The organism is Methylomicrobium sp. Wu6, from assembly GCF_035916875.1.
Classification (GTDB): domain Bacteria; phylum Pseudomonadota; class Gammaproteobacteria; order Methylococcales; family Methylomonadaceae; genus Methylomicrobium.
Genome location: NZ_JAXUHN010000045.1, coordinates 1 through 19,872 on the forward strand (window position 1 = coordinate 1; position 19,872 = coordinate 19,872).

Below are 19,872 nucleotides of genomic sequence, written 5' to 3' on the forward strand. Positions count from 1 at the left end.
ATCTGATATCGAGGAACGAAGGCCGATTCCATATTTCCAAACCCTACATGACACGCTGCATGCAACTTTCAACAATTTTTTTTAGCAACAAGCTTTTGAAAGAATTGAAGCTAAAGCTAACCGGCTAAAGCCGGTGGTTTAAACCCTGTGATCTCTGTACACGACAAAAATTTAAAATTCCGGCTCTCAATCATATTTTGAGAGCCACGATTTCTGGATTCTGCCCGCTGACCATGACCATTTCAGGCGGGCATAAAAACAGCAGCAACAGCCTGAACCTCTCTTCCATTTTCTGGAGCCCCTGTAACAGGCTATTGGTCAGATAATCCAGGCCATAGCGGAACAAACTTTGCTCCGGCCGGCCGTGCTTTTTTATTTTCAAGGGTCTGACCGCCTGATGTTTCCATTCTCCCGTCTTATGCGCCCAACAAAAGGCCAAGGCCAATAACGCCATCACCTTCTTGATCCGAAAGTAGCGGGTCAGCCGTGTCTCTTCCAGATGAAAGCCTCGACCTTTCAGACATTGGAACAGATGCTCGATTTCCCATTATAAAAACACCTATAAACGAATTCTTGACAAACGAGGAAATTCCACCAATAATTCAAAAAGATGCACTCATGTCACTGGTCCGATGGAGCCAAGCACATGGTCAAAAACTCAAGCCAAGTGAATGCGAATCCCAATTCCAGCCTCTGGCAGAGTCTTCCCCATCCTCAAAAAATCCATCTGATCAATTTGGTAGCCGAACTGGTTCAGCGCCAATTGACGAAACAAACTCAATCGAAAGGGGGCTGTCATGAATGCAGTCTTACCCAATCGCACGATTAATCAACTGGATCACAGCGGAAAGATCAAAACGCAACACCTCAAGCGAAAAGCCATCATCTACATTCGTCAGTCGACACTGCAGCAAGTCCAACGGCATCAAGAATCGACAAGGCTGCAATATGGTCTGGCAGATAAAGCCGTTTTATTAGGTTGGCCACGGAGCGACATCGAAGTTATTGATGATGATCTGGGCTGTTCCGGCAGCACAATGGCCGGTCGGCAAGGCTTTCAGCGGCTTGTTGCTGAAGTGGGCCTTGATCATGTGGGTTTGGTTTTGGGTCTGGAGATGTCTCGACTCTCCAGATCATCACGCGATTGGTATCAATTACTGGAAGTCTGCGCCATTTTCAGTACACTTATCGGTGATATGGACGGTATTTATGACCCCGGCCTTTACAATGACCGCCTGTTATTAGGACTCAAGGGAACCATGTCTGAAGCCGAACTGCACATACTTAAACAGCGCATGCTTGAGGGTAAGCGAGCCAAAGCGCGTCGTGGCGAATTAGGCATGCCTGTCGCGATGGGTTTCGTTCGGCAATTATCCGGCCTAATCGTTAAAGATCCGGACGAACAAGCCCAAAGTGCAATTGGACGCGTGTTCGAGCTGTTCGAAAGAAAAAGAACGATTAATGGCGTGTTGCTTGAACTGGTATCACAACAAATTCAGATGCCGCATCGAATGCTCGGTGGTCTCAATAAAGGCGATCTGGTTTGGCGTCGCCCTAATCGGGTGACACTCAGTAATTTATTACACAACCCCATCTATGCCGGCGCTTATGCCTACGGACGCCGTCCGACCGATCCTCGTAAAAAGATTCCCGGTCGTCCCTCAACGGGGCGAACGGTAGCGGGGATCAATGACTGGGAGGTTTTGATTAAAGACCATCATCCTGCCTATATCAGTTGGTCGCAATATGAACGTAACGTTCGGCAATTGCAAGCCAATACGGCTCAATCATTGGGTGTGGCGCGTAAAGGGGCGGCTCTCTTATCGGGATTGCTGATCTGCGGGCGTTGCGGATTGCGTATGGCGCCGCATTACAGTAGCCAGAAGGGTCAATACCGTTACAGTTGTGATCGAATGAAGATTGATTATGGAGAAGCGGCTTGCCAATCCTTATCCGGATTAACCTTGGATGACTACGTCACTGTACAGATTTTCAAAGCCTTACAACCCGCCGCGCTCGAAATCAGCATGGCGGCAGCCGAAGATCAAGCCGTAGAACGTCAAAAACAACAAAAGTATTGGTTACAGCGTTTAGAGCGGGCACATATCGACACCGAGCGGGCCGCTCGCCAATACAATGCGGTTGAGCCTGAAAATCGCCTGGTGGCGAGAACACTTGAGCGAAAATGGGAAGAAACCATGAATACCGAGTTAGAACTTAAAGCGCAATACGAACACTATTTACTTGAACAACCTGCCGTTTTGTCGAAGGAGGAACGGCTTGCCATCCAACATTTAGCGCAGGATATTCCAACCCTGTGGAAAGCGGAAACCACATCGGCAATGGATCGCCAAACGATAGTACGCCAACTCATCGAACGCATTTTAGTGACCGTTATTGATAACACAGAAAAAGTGCAGGCCGAAATTCACTGGTATGGCGGACACATAACAAAGACACGGCTAGACCGGCCTGTCGCCAAATTAGAGCAAATGGCAGGCTATCAAACCCTGATGAATCGGGTAAAAGAGCTCCAATCCCAAGACTGTGCCCCCTCCCAAATCGCTGAAAAATTAAACATAGAAGGTTGGAAACCGCCAAAACGGCGACAAACCTTTAACGCCCCCATGGTGCGTTGCTTGCTGAACCGACAAGGAATTCGTATTGGAACCCAAAAACAACAACATACGGCGGTTATTTCAAGGGAAGCCGATGAGTGGACTTTGAAAGAGTTGGCTAACCACTTGCAAATGCCGGAACCGACGCTTTATTCTTGGATAAAAAAGGGCCATGTAAATGCCCGGCAGGTAAAAGTGGATGCTCGATCCTTTTGGGTCATCACTGCGAATCAGTACGAATTGGAGCGATTACGCAAATTGCGAACGATTAATCGTACCTGGATAAAACCAGTTGCGGAACCGATCCAATAATTTTCTAAAAACACACTTATGGAGGCAATATGGCTGGTCTATTTCGATTTTCCAACGCAAGCCATAGACTTCCAGTGGCTGCGGGAAACGGTGGTTGCCTGCTAAAATCAGCAGTTCGCCACTGTCCAGCTTCATGCCGCTGAGCCATACCCATTGCTGACCGATGCGGCGCCTTTTTCTCAGTGAACGACTTTTGCCCACCGCCAAGTCCGCGAATAACGAACGCACAGGACGCTCCTGACCTTGGCGCGCCGTCAGCAACTGGTTTTCCTTCATCCGGATCAGATAAGGGATGTCCTGGTCGCTTAACCATTGTCACCAGTGATCGCCAATAAACTCGCGGTCGCCCAGGATGCCCAAAATACCCCGGCGCCCAAACCGGCCGATAAATCGTTGCAGCAAAGCGATGCGTTCCCGCTGGCTGGAGTTGCCCTGTTTGTTCAGCACCAACCAATACACCGGAATCGCCGCGCCTTGGTAGACGATACCCAAGGTCAGAATGTTGAGGTTCTTTTCGCCCCATTTCCAGTTGGTTCGATCCAGCGTCAGGTAGTACGACTTCTCCTGAAAATCAAACAGCTGCATGATTAGGCTCGCAATCGCATCATAATCAAACACAACTTCCCGAAAAAATCGCTGTAACCGCCGATAGCGGGATTTCGGGTCGGCCTGACTGGTAAACGCTATCGCCAGTTGCGTCAGATTCATGCGTTTCAACCGCACTAAAGCCAACAGCATGCCGGCAAAACAATCCAATCGGCACTTGCCCCAGCCCAAATGTCCTTTTAGAATCACTCTCAGTCCATCGCTCAATTCCATTTCATCTCCTGCTTGGTCGCATAGAGTGAAACCGATTGGCGATGGACTTTCAAGCCCTCTATTTACAACCCTTTTTATTCAATGGGTTAGCTGTTTTTGTCGTGTACAGAGCCCTGTGATGGAAAATCAATAGATAAGAACGATGACCGTTCCGAATCTCTTACAGAACCTCCCAGTCGGGAAACATTAGTAACACAAGCCGCCACGCGTCCTGCCTTCCTTGCCGCCCATACCATCAGCAATTTCAATCATGTGCTCGGTAAACTTGAGTTGATGGAATTGGTCAGCGAATTGGGAGAACAAGTCAGCCGCACCCAAAAAGGCGATATGTCTCGTGCAGAAGAAACACTGGCGGCCCAGGCCATGGTTTTGGACTCGCTATTCAATAGTCTGGCCGTCAAAGCCTTACAAGCTCCAGGTCTGGACATGCAGGCCACCGTCCTCAAACTGGCCCTGCAAGCCCAGCGGCAGTGTTGCCAAACTTTGGACGCCCTCTCAGCCATCAAAAACCCGCCAGCTGTCACCTTGGTGCGCCAAACTAATATCGGTCAGGCCGTCCAGGTCAATAATAGAACCACCGAAGACATCCCGGCAGCAAATCTGGAAAACGAACTATTGGAGCAAGAGAATGGCCAACGGCTGGACACCCGAGCGCAGAGCGCGCCAATCACAAATGATTCAAACCTGGCAACCGTGGAGAAGCGCCACAGGGCCAAAGACAAAAAGCGGAAAAGCCAAGTCAGCGCGTAACGCCGACAAAGGCATGGAGTGGCCGGCCTTACGAAAAGTGCGAAGCACCCTCCGAATACAAAGCCAACTGCTGATGTCTTTCAGCAAAGAAAATGCTGAATGAGTCAGCGCCGCCAGCAAGAAGCCGATCACGAAAAAAGCAATTATCTCTGCCATAGCAAGCATATTTATTTTCCTACTTCATAGTAAATAGATATATAAGATTCTCTTTAAATCCCTATATGCTTTCTGGTGAGTGAGGAGTGAATGGGCAGAGTTGCCCCTACCCATCCGAGTCATGCCCTCCGGAGCCGTTCGTCGCTTCAGGGCCGTGATGCGGTCTGCAACACCATCACGTCGGCCAGACTGTCGGTCGCTTGCAGGCAACCCCTACCGCGCTCTAGCCTTTCGTCGCCGCGCTTGCCCCGTGGTATCGTGCTTGGGCACCTGTTGCGACTGCGCACCGCATTGAGCCGTCTCCTATGTCGCAACGTCGGTGCCAAGATGAATCCACGGTACTCTGGTGGGCGCAGCCTTGGCGCGGCAGATGAAGCGCATACCAAGTGTGAATGATGTAAGTTTTGCGGAAATGGAGCAAAGACAATGAGCACCTTGATCAAACTTGTACTCGGAATGATGGGACAGTTGCGGCCTAAACCTGTAAGGGGAGACTCGGAAACATCGATCGTTCTGCCTCCCCCTCAGAAACAGGGAGGGCTGTCGCTCATGGAAACGCTGGCGAAACGCCACTCATCGCGTGAGTTCGCACCAGACGCTTTGCCGTTGCCGCTGCTCTCAGACCTGCTTTGGGCAGCCTATGGTGTCTGGTGGGCGCACTGCTCCCTCGGCACTGAATGCACAGGAGATCGATGTTTATGTGGCGCTCCCGGCGGGGGCTTATCTTTACGACGCTGAAATGCATGCATTGCATTTGGTGGTTGCAAGCGATCTTCGGCGTGTGACTGGGTACCAGGACTTTGTCGACGAGGCGCCGCTGGACCTAGTTTACGTGGCTGATCACTCGCGCATGGGCATGGTGCCTGTGGCGCAGCGCGAGTCCTATGCCTCAGTGGCTGCAGGGGCCATTTCACAAAACGTTTATTTATTCTCCGCGAGCAGCGACCTGTGCACAGTAATTCGCGCTTGGATCGACCGAGCCGCAATCGCTGACGCGCTGGGTCTAACCCACGATCAGCAAGTCTTATTGTCACAGACAGTTGGTTATGCCAAGACCAACACAGGGAACTGAAGCGCGGCACCAAGACGAGATTTTAACTGCGACTGCATGTAAACCACTTGTTGCACAGGCTCCGGTACAATCACGAGTTCGGCATCAACCATAGTTATTTTTCCAGTAGCCTTATAACATCGTTTAAAAAGGCTTCTCTTGCTGCCATTGGACCATCGCCGAAATTCGCATGATTCCCATCCGAAGTCCACTCGCCAAGTACAGTTCTCGCTCTTCCATCAAAGGCCTCGCTGAACTCAAGGGTAAAGTACCGTGTTTTACCCAGCCGTGTTTGTTGGAGCCGCTGTCGCTCTGGCTGGTATGCTACGGCAACAAAGTACGTTTCCGCCACACCGGTTGGTGGCGGCATCTCGATCAGTGCCGCCACCGTGTCGTCTTTTAAGCGCTCCAGTGCGAACGACAGCCCATCCGGTGCAAGATGTTCCGACTGCTCGAGATACGCGGCACATTGCTCCCAAAGCCACAGGAGAAAATCATTGCCGTCGGCAACGAGGCAGTCGAAAAATCTTGCTGGATTCTCAAAGGCAACCTGCGGTAGAAAACGGTGTGCGAAGAAGTAGTGATGATTTCGAGGTTCGGTCATTGTCTATATTTTGATGCCTCAAACTGTCGAACGAACGTTCGCCATACCCGGTGAGGTGTCGCGAGGTATGCGCCTTGCATTTCACTGTCTGAGTTGATGGCCTGGTAAGGTTTCATGGCGTCAAAACCAGTATCGGTTCATGTCTTTCAGAAAAGCTTCGTCGATCGAAAATCCAGAAAGCGATCCAATCACACTGTCTATTCCGCAATTTGGACATAAAGCGCACTGACCAATGCCTTGATCATTTTCGTCAACCCATTCTGTTATTTCATCCGGTCGAAATGTTTTACAACAATAAAAACATCCGCAGATGCTGCTGCCTTCAATCTCTTGCCGATGGTTGGATGAATGTCCGTGAGCCTTGCGAAAGTTCTCAGGAATCAGAGCAATGCGCTTTGTGTGCTCGTCTTGCCAATTCATGACGTGAGTAAAACAGCTTGGTTAAACGGAATACCCGCGGCATTTGCCTAAGAGCATTTTGCCTGAGCACTGATATTTTTGATTTCGGACAACACATCTGTCGGAACTTTGACCGACCATGATGCCGAAACGAGTTTATTGTAAACATCCTTTTCCTTGACCCTCTCCTCATCTACCAGATAAAACACAAATATCAATGCAAACCGACCATGCTCCGTGCCGAGGAAAGGCGTTAAATCACCCCATGAATTTTTTGCAAAAGATAAGGCCCCAGCATCGAACCCCTGCATAGTGAAATCCATTGTCACGCCTGTATGGATACAAAGCCATTTCTCCATGGATTTGCTCGGTACATCGATGATGTAACAATTGACCTCTTGCCATGGAGACTGGTTTCTGAAGTCGTTCATCAAACAAATCCCCGATTGTTCATAATTCGGCTCGTCACCTGCCAGAATAATGGATGATCCATTTTTTGCCGCTCTGACAGGCCTCCCCGTCGCTTTTAATACGGCGCTGAATTCATCAAGAAAATCGGCCCTCCAGATGACCTGTGAATAGAAGTTTAAGCTAGCCTGCCGAGTATCGTTCGGGACCGTAGAAATGCTAGGATTGACAATTGCATAGCGGAAGGCGCGTTCGGGAAAACCGCTCAACAAATCTTCCCATAACCGTTTGCTGTCGGCTTTACGTTTGAGTCGGCTCGACACTTCTGCATGCAGACTTTGACCATCGACTAGACCGGGTTCGCTGATTCCAGACCGATTGCGCTGGCGAACTGCATCGCCAGCGATGTGGAGACGGGCCTGAATTTCGTATAAGCCATCGGCACGGCGTGTTTGATTCAGAATTTCAAAACGATCGACAATAGCCCCTGAATAATCAGTCAAGGTATCCTTGATGATGATTTCACCTTCGGCTTCAATGTCAGAAGTCACATAGCTGCCGGCGACATATTGAATTCCCTGGCGAATGGCATCATTTTTCGCTTCATGCAAATTCGTTCCCACGCCACGGGCGATCACTTCCTGCTTTACCACCGGTTTTGCAGCGCAGGACAATCCGAAAACCGGCAATAGGAGCGTTAACCAAAACTTAGAAAAATTCATCATAATGCTTGCTCCGCCGGATTTCTTGCGCCACGGGTTCGGATTGTATTTCTTCACCATCCAAGGTCGAGAGTAACGGGCGATAGCCGGAATTCCGAGTAAAGGCTTCCTTGACCAGGTCGGCAGTGCGCTGGGTTTTGTGATCAGTTCCTACCGTCACAATCACCCGTTTTGCTGCTTGATCGACATTTTGTTCGAGCACGATGATGCCTTTCATGAATTCCGCCGAGGAGTTACGAATCGTTTCAACCAGTTTTTCGGCGTCATGGCGAGAAACGATGGCGGTTTTACCATACGATTGCTGGGCGGATTCGCTGATCTGCTCGACCACCTCTTCGGTTTTGACAGCCTCACCCAAATAGCGGGCGATCGCCGCCTTAGCCTTCAAGGTGGCGATTTTGGTCGCGCGCTGCACATCTTTACGATCGCCGATCAGCAAATCCGATTCGCCAATCGCGAGAAGGCGGATGAAATGATGCGGCGCATCGTCACTCACTTCTATGCTGACGCCTTCCGGACCCGGTATTTCCATCGCATAAAGGGGTAGTGGCATCAGCCACAGCAATAGCAGATATTTAGTCATCACAAGTTCCTCGATAGATGTTGATCGTAGGGTCCTCACTGCACGGCATAATGCGCTTAACCAGAGAGACATTGATTGGTAAGAACGCAACTTTACGCCTCTATGGCGCCAAATCATGTCGTCGAACAATAAAACCATCTCGACCTAAAAAACGATCAACAAAACCCTGAAATCACGGCAGCGCGTGCATGAGCGCCACTTTCTCCGACGTGATCTGTCGCTACCACCCCTGATAATTTGATGGTCCCGCCGCTGGGCGGATTCACAAACTGTCGAGGTGATTTATGAATGAACAAGCGCTGTTAGCAGTTTCCGAATACCCGTTGCACGAATCCTGCGTCTTCAAAAAAGTCAAAGAGGAGTTTGGCGGTTTTTCCAATATGTCCAATGCATACAAGGTGAGGGTCAACGGTATCCAAATGCATAATACCGAAGCCCTGTATCAGGCCTTCCGCTTCCCGCATTTGATCAATGCCCAGCTTGAAATCATCAAACCGCCAAGCGGCATGGTTTCGAAAATGATAAGTAAACATTACCGGTCTCAGACGCGCGCCGACTGGGATGCGGTCAGAATCGACATCATGCGCTGGTGCATCTGGGTAAAATTGGCGCAAAACTGGGTTGGCTTTGGCAATTTGCTGGAGAGTACTGGCGACAGGGCGATCGTCGAGCATTCTCATAAGGATCCTTTCTGGGGAGCGCTGCTGACGGGTAGCGGAACGCTGAGAGGGCAAAATGTGTTGGGCAAGCTGCTGATGGCGCTTCGGGATGAATACCGACATGGCTCGGAAGAGTCCAGACAGGCATTACGGACTGTCGAGCCGCTCGCGATCGAACAGTTTCTGCTGCTCGGCCAGCCCATAGCGTCAGTGAGTCGAGACGTCAGAAAAGCGGCCTGAGCCTGCCCGTGGGGCGCGAACGATCCTCTGTCACCAAGCGATCATCAATTGAGATCAATAGGACAGCGATTAGCCGACCGCATCCGGTTTCATCAGTTGATCCAAGGTCAATCCGCAAGCCGGTGCAAACACCTTCATGAAATAATCGACTTCCGGCAATGGCGAGTTCTGGATTTTTTTCAATAATTCTTCGGCAGCGCTGCTGTATTCCTGATTTCCAGCCTGTAATTCCGCCTTGCATTTAAGATAGGCCGAGATTTTGTCGGCCATTTTGATCAATGCGTCACGCTCGGCTGAGGCCGCATCCTGCGGGGAGAATAACGGTTGAAAATCAGTCTGCAAGTCCTCCGGCAACAGTTTCAACAACGCCTGGGCGGCTTGCTGCTCGATGGCTTTATAGGCTTGCTGGATGGCAGTCGAGTGGTATTTGATCGGTGTCGGCAAATCACCGGTAATCACTTCGGTCACATCGTGATACAGCGCCGCCGTGGTCACCGCGTTGGCATCAACCTGACCGCCGAAATAGCGATTTTTGATCAAGGCCAACGTATGCGCAATGACGGCCACCTCCCAACTGTGTTCCATCACATTTTCCGGGTTGGCATTGCGCATCAAGCCCCAGCGTGTGATCCAGCGAAGACGGGTTAAATAAGCAAAAAAGGCGGAGTTGTTCATATTCGTTCTCGGCATGGTAAGAGCAGCCATCATAACGATCAGGCACGACAGTCTATGTCGTATGAGGCAACCAGGAGTACCTCGGCTAAAGGTGGTTATTAGTGTCACATTCTGTCGCTATGAGCATATATACTTCATTGCACAGCACAAAACAGCTCACATTCAGGAGAACTCCCATCATGTTTGCCGAAGAATTAATTACTGCTATAAAAATAGCACGTCATATCGTGGTATTGACTGGCGCTGGCGTATCCGCCGAAAGCGGCATTCCGACTTTCCGTGATGCGCAGACCGGATTGTGGGAAAACTTTGATGCCACCCAATTAGCCAGCCCTCAGGGGTTTCAGTCGGACCCGGAGTTAGTCTGGGGCTGGTACGAATGGCGACGCGCGCAGGTCCTTGGCGCCCGGCCGAATCCCGCGCACTATGCCATTGTCCAATTCGCCGAACAGGTCGAGCAATTGACCTTGATCACTCAAAACGTCGACGACCTGCACGAACGCGCCGGCAGCCCTAACGTGATTCGTTTGCACGGCAGTCTGCATCAACCGCGTTGTTTTGCTTGCGCCAGTCCCTACGCGTTTCCGGAAGCAATTCCACAGGAGCCTGCCGCGGGACGACGCTTGCCGCCGTCGCGATGTCCGCATTGCAACGACTACATTCGTCCCGGTGTGGTTTGGTTTGGCGAGTCATTGCCCGAGGCGGAGTGGAGGCGTGCGGAACTCGCCGCGAAAGCTTGCGATGTGTTGTTGTCGATCGGCACTTCCGCCCTCGTTTGGCCGGCCGCGCAATTGCCGATCGATGCGGCGCGTCATGGCGCCGTGGTAGTTCAGATCAATCCTGATCAAACGCCCTTGAACGCCGTGGCGCGCTATAACATCCAAGGCAAAGCCGGCGAAATTTTGCCTGGATTAGTGGATGCGGTAGCCTTGTGATGCCGTATCGGATCAGCCGCGCGAATGCGAAAGGCTAACGACATTTTTTCTTTATCGACCCTATGACGGAAATCGACGATGCAAAACTTCAATGCTTTTAACTGGGAACCGATGAGTCAATCCCTCGATGAAATGGGCTATGCCGTGATCAAACACCTGGTATCCCCGGAGGAGTGCCGAACGATTGCCGGTTGGTATATCGACCCGGAACGGTTTCGTAGCCGTATCACGATGGCAAAACATGGGTTTGGGCGCGGCGAATATCAATACTTCAACTATCCGCTGCCGGAGACTGTCGCCTGTTTACGGACAGACATGTACCGCGGCTTGGCCCCGATTGCCAATATCTGGAATACCGCAATGAAAATTGATACTCGTTTTCCGGAACAGCATGCAGACTTCATCGAACGCTGCCGCCAAGCCGGACAACACAAGCCGACGCCGCTGCTGCTTCGTTATCAACCCGGCGATTACAATTGCCTGCACCAGGATATATATGGCGAGCATGTGTTTCCGTTGCAGGTTGCCGTGTTATTGTCCGCCCCCGCAAACGATTTTACCGGCGGCGAGTTTGTGCTGACCGAGCAAAGGCCGCGTATGCAGTCACGGGTTGAAGTCGTGCCTTTGCAACAAGGCGATGGCGTTATTTTTCCGGTGCGGCATCGGCCTGTCAAAGGAGGGCGCGGCGTTTACCGGGTCAACATGCGTCATGGCGTCAGCCGTATTCGCTCCGGAGAACGATATACCTTGGGCATCATCTTTCATGATGCGCTGTGACACTGAGCCCAACTTAATCGATCTGGTATTTTTTCGCCAACACCCGCACCGAGTCGGCCATCTTTTTACGAAGACTTTCGGGTTCCAACACTTCCACCCGTGCGCCGAAACTTTGCAGCCACCAAAACAACTGTTCGGTGTCCTGCACTGTGGCGGTAATCTTGGAACTCCCGTCTTCAAACCGGTCGATGACCTGATCTTCGGATAAACGCGATTCGGACAGATGGTTGGTGGTAATCGGATCGAAGATCGCGACCAGTTTGATCGGTTGGTACGACACCTCGCCGGAAAAGTTGAAGCCCATGCGCCCTGTGTCGATAAATTGCTGCAAATCGAAACCGGTAGGGCGAACGGCCGGGTCATCGAGTGGTTCTATGCGTTGGATGCGATGCAAGGCGAAAATGCTGGGGACTTTTGTACCGACCTTGCTGGCGATCAGATAAATGCTGCCGTTGCGCAACACTAGGCCTAACGGATTCAGATCATAATCACCCAACTCGCCATTGGAATGCCGGTAATGGACACGCAATTGCCGGTCTTTCAACAAAGCTTCACTGACGATACCCTGTACTTCCGGCAACACTTCCGGCATCAATAGCGGCTGCGTTGGCTGCACGATCGCTATTTTCTTGGGCCACTCTGCCAGCGGCGTTTCGCTAACTTCCTGAAGCTTAAAGCCGGCTTCCTCGAAAAACAACTCCAAATCATCCAGTGTCGCTTTTGGAAAAAGCGGTGTCAAAAATTTTTCCAGCAATTTCAGCGACAACGCCTGGCTGATGGTTAGTCCGGCAATACGGATAGAGGGCGCGTCTTTCAGCCAATACCAACGGACGGTTCTGTCACGGCATTTTTGACTGCCTATTTTGTCAGGGAAAGCCGCTTCCAAAGTGAGCATATCCCGCTGAATCTGCCGCATGCTGATTTTTATCTCTTGATATTCAAAAGTTTTCTTGATTCTCTCGGTCGTAATGTTTTCTGGATAACGAGGCAATATAGCAAGGATTTGCAGCAGCCGAACCATTTGCGGACTCATCTCTTAATCTCCACTCGCCAAAAGTATCGCTATTTTATTGACGACATATTATGTCGTCAATAGTCTAAAATTCAGCTGGGATCGGACCTGCATAAAAAATGTCGTGCAATGAAAGTATTTCAAGACGACACAAAATGTCGCCTTAGCCATCTATCATCACTTTTTCAACCGGAAATATCGGTTCGAAATGCCATGCCAATGCATGCGACAGACGATGCTTTCGCATCGGCAAGCCAACACCGAATCAACAGCACGAAGGAGTCTTATGCAAAACCATGCGCCAATCCGAAAACTCCCCGCAAACGTACAGGGTAAAGATTATGTCGTAGGCGATTTGCACGGCTGTTACCGCCTGCTCGAACGCTTGCTGGACGCGGTGCATTTCGACAAGAGCCGAGACCGGCTGTTCTCGGTCGGCGATTTGATCGACCGCGGACCGGAATCGTTGCGTTGCCTGCAATTGCTGGCAGAACCCTGGTTTTATGCCGTGCTGGGCAATCACGAAATCATGATGCTGGATTTCTTCCTGTCCTACTTACGCAGCGGCAGTATCGATGCTTTAACAGACAACCAGGGAACCGGCTTTTTAGACTACGGGGGCAACTGGGTCAAAGACTATTTTCAGGCCGACCAATGTACCATGTCCGACGAATTCAATCGCGGCATGGCCATGATTCTGGAACTTCCGTTGATCTGGGTCGTGGGAGACGGAAAAAACCGTTTTCATGTCATTCATGCCGAACTGGTCAAGCCCAATTACCGCTCAGACAAACACATCGTCTGGCTGGATAGCGACCTGGATTGTTGGCTCGAAGAACAAACCGTTCCGCCCAAGGTAGAAGACAGGCTGCTTTGGGGGCGAACGTTGATGCTCAGCCAACGGGTGGCTATGGACTACGCCAAGATTCAGCCCGGCCTTTCCAGAACATTTTGCGGGCATACCTATGCCGCCAGGCCCCGCCAAGTGTTATCGCATCTGTGTTTGGATACCGGAGCGTTTATATCGGAGGATCCGGATTTCTATAATGAAGTGGATGAAGAATACGGTCTGACGATTTTCGATGTTAAGATGGAGTGTTGGGTTTCGGCGTCTTATCAGTCTGAAGAATTGGTTTGGGGTGAGCATGCTGGTCATGCTGCTGGTCGATAAACTGCTTGTTCAGCACTCCAACAACATAGAATCCAAATCAACATGGACTTTCGTTTCATAGCATTGTTAATTACATAGGGGGAAAGTAATGCTCAAAAATACATATTTAAGCCGTCCTGATGTCAATGATTTTATTGATTGGCTTTCCTTGGAAATCAAGCAAAATAACTTGATACATTCCTACACATTGCCAAACAACACAAAGATAACTTTCCAAGGCTTAGCAGATGCCTTTAATCAATACGCTTGGCGTTTTAATTTCAGCGATCCCACGGGGCAAATTCATACAGGCAGCGCCTTTATAGATAGCGCGAGGTGTTTTGTAACTCTTGCCTCTGGCCTTCAAGCAAATCTCCCTCCTAATCCGGCAAACGATCAGGTTATTTGCGAATGGGCATGCGCGGTCATGATGTGGGGCGGCGTAACAAATGGCAATGTTGATTGGCTTAAAACCAATGTTGTTGGTCTTGCCAGAGAGGTTGACAATGTTAGGAATATCTTATCGGGTAATGACGAAGATCCCGCAGTTATGAATCCAATTCGGCGCTTCAACGCGGGAATGACCAAAGTATATTCATTGATCGTGCCCAATTTCATTATTTACGATAGCCGTGTTGCCGCGTCGTTAGCTTGGTTAGTTGCTGCATGGTGCAAGCAAGCTGGTAGAGCATCTGTACCAAAAGAGCTTGCCTTTCCTTGTATGCCGCCAAAGGAAGGGGAAAACCCTAGGATTAGAAAATCCCGTAACCCAAGCAATAACACCCTGATCTTTCCAAACATGAATGGAAATGTTAAACGGTATGCTCAATGGAACATGCGGGCTAGTTGGATTCTTAGAGAGTGTTTAACGCGATCAAACAATACTGTATTTCACCAACAAGGCAGCAATGATTTACGTGCACTCGAAGCAGCTTTATTTATGTGGGGATATGACTTAGGGCAAAAAATTTTGCCGATTGACATCGAATTACCAGAAATTGAAGAGACTGAAGCTAATCCTCCTGATGCAATCGAGCAAGACGAAGTATGTAGAGCAAACTGGAATCGTTTGGCAACACTTGGAGGCCAAGCTAGACCGTTTTGTTGGGTGTTCGAAATTGAAAAGGACGCGATTCTTATTGACCGAGGACAGCCAAACCTTGACGTATTTTCCACTGCTGAAATATTCAGTTTACTACATCGTCTATACGATGAATTTGGTTTTGACTGGTTTCCGCTAGCAAATAACGTCGCGCATTTAACACATAGAACCGAACGAGATGGGCTTGGCAGTTTTATTAGTTACGTATCATGCAATAAGATAATTGAACCGTTACCAGCAAGACTGGTAGCTCAGGCACAAGCCGCTTCGCAATTGGGCCCGATCCTCATGCACTATGGTATATTTCAGTGGAACGGGGCGATGAATGGTATCCATTTTCGGCTACAGACAGCCCCGCCACCCACAATCGATGATCTACGGATGGTTCTTTCTGCATAGTATGAAAATTTTGTTTGCGAAAATATTGCTTCCACTAACGACGACCTAAATGCGGATTAAGAGCGTAGCAAAGCCGGACGGCGGGGTTTGAAGAATGCTATCTAAGCGCCTAATTCCTCCACAGGCTCGGGTGATTTTTTTGGACCTTTGCAAGGTATTAACGTAGACCTTAATTGATTGGCATCATCAAAACGTAGAGACGAGGTTGCAAACCCAGTCCCGCATGCATAGTGCTTTATCTTTTATGTTTTATAGCTGCTGGTTTCCCAGCGCCCAAACCGCAAAATCATGCCCTCCACCCAACCAATATAGAAATTGGCCTGGATAATATTTAGGCCAATACGATTCTCGGCTACCTTCATAGTTCCTACGGTAGCGCCCAACCAACCAATCCGGCATGCCGACCGGATTGGCTGCCACCGATTGCGCAAAGATGCCATCCGGGTTCTCGAAGTTGGTCCAGTTGCCGCCAAAACCATGCTGAATCAAAAACAGAATTTTGGGTTTAAGCCGGTTGCTGTTGTAAAGCGCTTGGTAGCTGGCTACGCCCTCGCCGCAGAGATAAAGCAGACTGAAACGTTCTGGTCCATGTTCGGCGGGATAGTCGGGCAAGCGTTCCATGATGCCCCAAATTCCGAACGGTTCTGCAAAATGCTCGCGCCCTTCATTCGGATTACCATCGAAAACGTTGGGCGGTTGGGGAACCCAACCGTTGGGTATCAACTCTTTCATGGTCATGTCACGCAAGCCCAAAACGCGATAGCCTCTAAAACCAGAATGCACGTTGTTCAAGGCATGCAAAAATCGCGGTCGGCTCACCATGTAGTCTGTGTAAACGAACGAATAGACATTGCCGGCCAACCATCGTACCGGCTTGCCGTCCGTTCCAGCGCCTGGATAATACAACGAGTCTTGCAGCACCTCATTGAGCGGGAATGGATTGTTTACGATGGCGCCGGCCGTTAAATTCATCAGCCATTCGGGTGGCGTCATGCAAGGGATTTGTTCAATCATGGTGTTCACTTAGAAAAATTAGATGTTGATAAAACAGATATTCGCAATGATTAACGGATGTCATACAAACACAACAACGCCGCCCAACCCGAGGGCAGATAAGCCGGAGGTTCGTCTAGGGTCTTTCCGTATTTAACCGCCATTTCCAGGAAGTAATGCGCGTGAAAAAAAGCTTCGACAAACGGCCGGCCGTGCAAGCCCCAGTTCGAGTTATATTCCAGCGCAAACGGCTTTTCATGGCCGCCAACCTGACAGATTTCCTCGAATAAGGTACAAATCGTGGTGCCGGGCGGAGCAAGCCGTCGCAATGCCTTGACGATTTCGCCGGTTCGCTGCGGCGCATGTTGATAGAGTCTAGCCGACCCGGAGTAGAAACGGTAAACCGTGTCCTCGTAAGCGTGATCTCTGATCGATGCCAGCAAGCTTGCCAACTCGGCATGATGGGCTTTTAGATTGGCAAGCAAGGATTGCTCCAGTCTTTGCTTTTCGGCAGGGGTAAAAAAGGGCTTCTTCTCGGCAGAGCTGTTGTTCAGATTTTCGTCGTCGGGATTCATGCCAAGGGTACCTTACGTTGGAAATGGGACTACGGGTTGTTTACAATCAACATCTGGCGAGCCGCCGTCAATGGACGAAGCCGATCCGGGAAAAAATTTCGCCTTTGGCCTGACATTCCTGCTCCAGCACCGAAATCATGTCGTTCAATGCCAACGGCGTTCCGAGCAAAGTGGCTCGGCGATTCAGTACGGCAAAGTCGCCCGGCGTCAGTTGGGTCAGGCGCTGGATTTGCTGTTTCAGACGGTGCAGCGCTTCGCTGTCGCACGGCATTTCCGCACCCAGACGCCGACTTTCCTGTTCAAACAGTTCCCAACGTTGTTCCGCATGAAGGTAATCGAACTTTACTTTAAAGTCGAAACGGCGCAGCGAGGCGGCATCGAGTCTTTCCATCAAATTGGTGGTGCAGATGAAGATGCCGTGAAAGCGTTCCATTTGGGTCAGCAGTTCGTTGACTTGGCTGACTTCCCAGTTTTGCCGGGCATGACGGCGATCGCCGAGCAGACTGTCGGCTTCGTCTAGCAACAATATCGCGCCCTGTCTTCGCGCTTGTTCGAACATGCGGGCAATGTTGCGTTCGCTTTGGCCGACATATTTGCCCAGAATATCCGAGGCGCGTTTGACCAGCAACGGCAGCCCCAGTTGTTCGGCCAAATGCTGGGCAAAGGCGGTTTTGCCGGTGCCGGGCGCACCGTAAAAACAAAAATTGCCGCGCGGAGTGCGGCGCAAGCCGGTCAGTATTTCCGAAAGCTTGAGCGTGGTGTTGGTAAACCTAAGGTCATAGCCGGTCGAATGCGTAATCGGGCTGATGCCAGGAGTTTGCTTGAGCAGGCGATGGCTGGCGTTTAACACCTGTTGCATGATCACTTCGGCGGCGACCTGCGAGTTTTTCCGGCTCAGGCTGGCGACGGCAGCCGCTTTGCCGATCTGTTCCATACTCAAATCCGGATGTTTAGCCAGGTGTTCACGCCATTCGCGGCTAAGATCGAGTCCTTCGGTGGCTTGATCGATCTGGTGGCGACGCAATTGGATCGGCTCTTTGTCGAGTTCCAGCGCATAGTCGAAGCGGCGCAAATAAGCCGGATCGAGATTTTTGGCTTTATCGGCGATCCAGATGATAGGTATCGGGTTGTTCGCCAATTGCTGGTCGATCCAGGCTTTTTCTAATTTGTGCGTTTTGTCGTCTTCTTCAAGCAGGAAAGGGTCCACCGGCCGATGATTAGGAAAAATGGCTTCGGCGCCAGCAAACAGCATCAGGCTGGGTTTGCATTGTCTGGACACCCCATGTTGCGTCAGTTTGCAGGCGGCAAACCGATCAAGCTCACCCATATCCATGCCCTCATTGTCCGAACTGCGAACCTCGAACAGCTTGGCGCCCACGCGTTGCGCCAAAAGCTTGACCAGCTCGGTTTTGCTATGCTCGGCACTGCCATGAATCAGCAGATTGACGCCCGTTTGCCGGGTTTCCAACGCGGCTTGTAAGTATGGCAGAATGATATCCAGGTCGTTTTGCAAATGCGCACAATCGCTCAGTTGCAGAATACCGGGTTTGCAGAGCTTAAAAAATCGATCGAGCAGTTTTTCGTTCGCATCGTGTTCGATCAACAAAACATCGAGCAAGCCCGGAGGTAATCTCAGCTTGTCTTCCAGATCGAAAGCCTGCGGCATGACTTCCAGCCAGCCGAGTTTACGCAGCGTACCCCTCGGGGACAGGCATTTTTCGATGTCGGCGATCGGCCGCGTGGTCAGAATGCGTAGAAAGTCCGGTAAAGAAGTTCCTGAGCAAGGGTTGCAATGTTCGGTGATGAACAACCTGAAAAATGGATAGCGGTTCATCAACAGGCGGACGGCAAGCACTTCCTGTTCGGTTGCGTTGAGGCCGAATAGATCGGCCATCCGTTTAAGATTGTTGCATAACGGGGTGTTGACTAACATGCCTTCCTTCATCAACTGCTTCAGGCGATCACGCACGTGTTTGAGCAAATCGGCCTTGGTCACCTTAAACGACAGTTCGGTGAACATATCATCCGGAAATCCGCCAGGGTCTGGATAGTTGACGCCAGGGACCTGAACATCCAATAAGCCGGTCAAGTCTCCCAGGCTGTTTTCAAACAACTCGCCGAGCGCCTGCACGGTCATGTGCTTTTTCAAGCCCAGAGCCAGGCGTAAAATATAAATCGCGGCCAACGGTTTGTAGGGATCGTGTTCGGCGCGAGGTTGATGACGGATCGCGTGGACTTTACGCACAAAACTGGGGATTTGTCGGGCTTTGCTACTGATGGACATGCGGGCTTCCTCACTGGCTTGAACGATGGCCGTGAGTATAAGCTCGTCATGCGCCAGATCGTGTCGTTAAGAAATAGAGAGCGTTGCTGCCAATCCAACCCTCACGACGACGTAATTTGTCGCAAGGAGCATCGATAATGTGTCTGACGAGTGGAGATTTCCCGGCAATCGATTTCGAATGTGCTGGATGGCGATCAGAACCACTCTTTCCAACCCTTTACCGGAGAACCCTCATGCGTATGCCTTCTTTCAAAAAATTGGCAAAAGACATCGAAAGCAATGGTTATCAGTCGAGGTTTTGCGCCACCTTCATGAATCCCAATCCACGTTTATATAAATATTATTGGTGGGTGTTCTGGGAAGGCAGCCCATGCGACGGCGAGGAATTCCTGAGCGATCGCTATCGGATGCCGATAAAACAGGCATTTGAATTGATACACAAATTGGAGGAAGAACGTCAGTCGCACTGGATTTACAACAGACGATTGCCACGTCTCGATCCCGTCAACACCGCGTTTGACCCGAATGCGGAAATTTGGCGGGATGCCGAATGGGCGCTGCCTTTCGACGAGGATACCGACGAAGTCTATCAGGGCTTTAAATAACTGCCAAATGTTGGAAATCCTACGGCTTCGCTTCTTCTTGAAAG

21 protein-coding genes are annotated in these 19,872 nt (G+C 50.4%); 9 read left to right on the top strand and 12 right to left on the bottom strand.

Annotated elements, in window-relative coordinates:
• Positions 1-190: 190 nt before the first annotated feature.
• Positions 191-457 (bottom strand): hypothetical protein, encoded by a 267-nt coding sequence (locus U2W12_RS03475; RefSeq protein WP_326499277.1) that lies wholly within the window; start codon positions 455-457, stop codon positions 191-193.
• A gap of 340 nt (positions 458-797) precedes the next feature.
• Between U2W12_RS03475 and U2W12_RS03480 the strand changes: the two genes are divergently transcribed.
• Entirely contained in the window at positions 798-2,930 is a 2,133-nt protein-coding gene (locus tag U2W12_RS03480; RefSeq protein ID WP_326499278.1) for a recombinase family protein, read from the top strand.
• On the opposite strand, the gene U2W12_RS03485 is transcribed toward U2W12_RS03480, so the two are convergent.
• The gene (locus U2W12_RS03485) at positions 2,868-3,206 is read right to left on the bottom strand and encodes a hypothetical protein (RefSeq protein WP_326499279.1); all 339 of its coding nucleotides are present in this window, start codon (positions 3,204-3,206) and stop codon (positions 2,868-2,870) included. The two genes, U2W12_RS03480 and U2W12_RS03485, sit on opposite strands and share 63 nt — an antisense overlap.
• A gap of 39 nt (positions 3,207-3,245) precedes the next feature.
• Positions 3,246-3,749, bottom strand: a complete 504-nt coding sequence (locus U2W12_RS03490; RefSeq protein ID WP_326499280.1) for a hypothetical protein — start codon at positions 3,747-3,749, stop codon at positions 3,246-3,248.
• A gap of 273 nt (positions 3,750-4,022) precedes the next feature.
• Here U2W12_RS03490 and U2W12_RS03495 point away from each other — a divergent pair, with 273 nt between their 5' ends.
• Positions 4,023-4,499, top strand: coding sequence for a hypothetical protein (locus U2W12_RS03495; RefSeq protein WP_326499281.1), 477 nt, complete (start codon positions 4,023-4,025; stop codon positions 4,497-4,499).
• A gap of 796 nt (positions 4,500-5,295) precedes the next feature.
• Positions 5,296-5,727, top strand: a complete 432-nt coding sequence (locus U2W12_RS03500; protein WP_326499282.1) for a nitroreductase family protein — start codon at positions 5,296-5,298, stop codon at positions 5,725-5,727.
• Between the two features lie 94 nt (positions 5,728-5,821).
• Here the strand turns inward: U2W12_RS03500 and U2W12_RS03505 are convergent, their stop codons facing one another.
• From U2W12_RS03505 to U2W12_RS03520, 4 genes are all read right to left on the bottom strand, one after another.
• Positions 5,822-6,310 carry a hypothetical protein gene (locus U2W12_RS03505; RefSeq protein WP_326499283.1) on the bottom strand — a complete coding sequence of 163 codons (489 nt, stop codon included), beginning with the start codon at positions 6,308-6,310 and terminating at the stop codon, positions 5,822-5,824.
• Positions 6,311-6,430: 120 nt separating this feature from the next.
• Positions 6,431-6,730: a cytoplasmic protein gene (locus U2W12_RS03510; protein ID WP_326499284.1), complete on the bottom strand. Its 300-nt coding sequence runs from the start codon at positions 6,728-6,730 to the stop codon at positions 6,431-6,433.
• Positions 6,731-6,777: 47 nt separating this feature from the next.
• Entirely contained in the window at positions 6,778-7,899 is a 1,122-nt protein-coding gene (locus tag U2W12_RS03515) for a hypothetical protein (RefSeq protein ID WP_326499285.1), read from the bottom strand.
• Entirely contained in the window at positions 7,826-8,422 is a 597-nt protein-coding gene (locus tag U2W12_RS03520; protein WP_326499286.1) for a hypothetical protein, read from the bottom strand. Before U2W12_RS03520 ends, U2W12_RS03515 begins: the two co-directional genes overlap by 74 nt.
• A gap of 284 nt (positions 8,423-8,706) precedes the next feature.
• Here U2W12_RS03520 and U2W12_RS03525 point away from each other — a divergent pair, with 284 nt between their 5' ends.
• On the top strand, positions 8,707-9,321 hold the full coding sequence (locus U2W12_RS03525; RefSeq protein ID WP_326499287.1) for an NADAR family protein: 615 nt from the start codon (positions 8,707-8,709) through the stop codon (positions 9,319-9,321).
• 69 nt (positions 9,322-9,390) lie between these two features.
• On the opposite strand, the gene yfbR is transcribed toward U2W12_RS03525, so the two are convergent.
• Entirely contained in the window at positions 9,391-9,996 is a 606-nt protein-coding gene (gene yfbR / locus U2W12_RS03530) for a 5'-deoxynucleotidase (RefSeq protein WP_326499288.1), read from the bottom strand.
• A gap of 179 nt (positions 9,997-10,175) precedes the next feature.
• Here yfbR and U2W12_RS03535 point away from each other — a divergent pair, with 179 nt between their 5' ends.
• Positions 10,176-10,931, top strand: a complete 756-nt coding sequence (locus U2W12_RS03535; RefSeq protein ID WP_326499289.1) for an NAD-dependent deacylase — start codon at positions 10,176-10,178, stop codon at positions 10,929-10,931.
• A 78-nt stretch (positions 10,932-11,009) separates the two neighbouring features.
• Complete coding sequence (locus U2W12_RS03540; RefSeq protein WP_326499290.1) at positions 11,010-11,708, top strand: 2OG-Fe(II) oxygenase; 699 nt, start codon at positions 11,010-11,012, stop codon at positions 11,706-11,708.
• A 13-nt stretch (positions 11,709-11,721) separates the two neighbouring features.
• Here U2W12_RS03540 and U2W12_RS03545 read toward each other — a convergent pair whose 3' ends face one another.
• Complete coding sequence (locus U2W12_RS03545; protein WP_326499291.1) at positions 11,722-12,741, bottom strand: WYL domain-containing protein; 1,020 nt, start codon at positions 12,739-12,741, stop codon at positions 11,722-11,724.
• 265 nt (positions 12,742-13,006) lie between these two features.
• On the opposite strand from U2W12_RS03545, the gene U2W12_RS03550 reads away from it, so the two are divergent.
• Positions 13,007-13,891 (top strand): metallophosphoesterase, encoded by an 885-nt coding sequence (locus U2W12_RS03550; protein WP_326499292.1) that lies wholly within the window; start codon positions 13,007-13,009, stop codon positions 13,889-13,891.
• A gap of 88 nt (positions 13,892-13,979) precedes the next feature.
• On the top strand, positions 13,980-15,371 hold the full coding sequence (locus tag U2W12_RS03555; RefSeq protein ID WP_326499293.1) for a hypothetical protein: 1,392 nt from the start codon (positions 13,980-13,982) through the stop codon (positions 15,369-15,371).
• Positions 15,372-15,620: 249 nt separating this feature from the next.
• Here U2W12_RS03555 and U2W12_RS03560 read toward each other — a convergent pair whose 3' ends face one another.
• The 3 genes from U2W12_RS03560 to U2W12_RS03570 form a co-directional block, all read right to left on the bottom strand.
• Entirely contained in the window at positions 15,621-16,385 is a 765-nt protein-coding gene (locus tag U2W12_RS03560) for a hypothetical protein (protein ID WP_326499294.1), read from the bottom strand.
• A 50-nt stretch (positions 16,386-16,435) separates the two neighbouring features.
• On the bottom strand, positions 16,436-16,939 hold the full coding sequence (locus U2W12_RS03565) for a hypothetical protein (RefSeq protein WP_326499295.1): 504 nt from the start codon (positions 16,937-16,939) through the stop codon (positions 16,436-16,438).
• A 67-nt stretch (positions 16,940-17,006) separates the two neighbouring features.
• Positions 17,007-19,223, bottom strand: coding sequence for an AAA family ATPase (locus U2W12_RS03570; protein WP_326499296.1), 2,217 nt, complete (start codon positions 19,221-19,223; stop codon positions 17,007-17,009).
• Between the two features lie 233 nt (positions 19,224-19,456).
• Between U2W12_RS03570 and U2W12_RS03575 the strand changes: the two genes are divergently transcribed.
• Positions 19,457-19,828, top strand: a complete 372-nt coding sequence (locus tag U2W12_RS03575; protein ID WP_326499297.1) for a hypothetical protein — start codon at positions 19,457-19,459, stop codon at positions 19,826-19,828.
• Positions 19,829-19,872 lie beyond the last annotated feature (44 nt).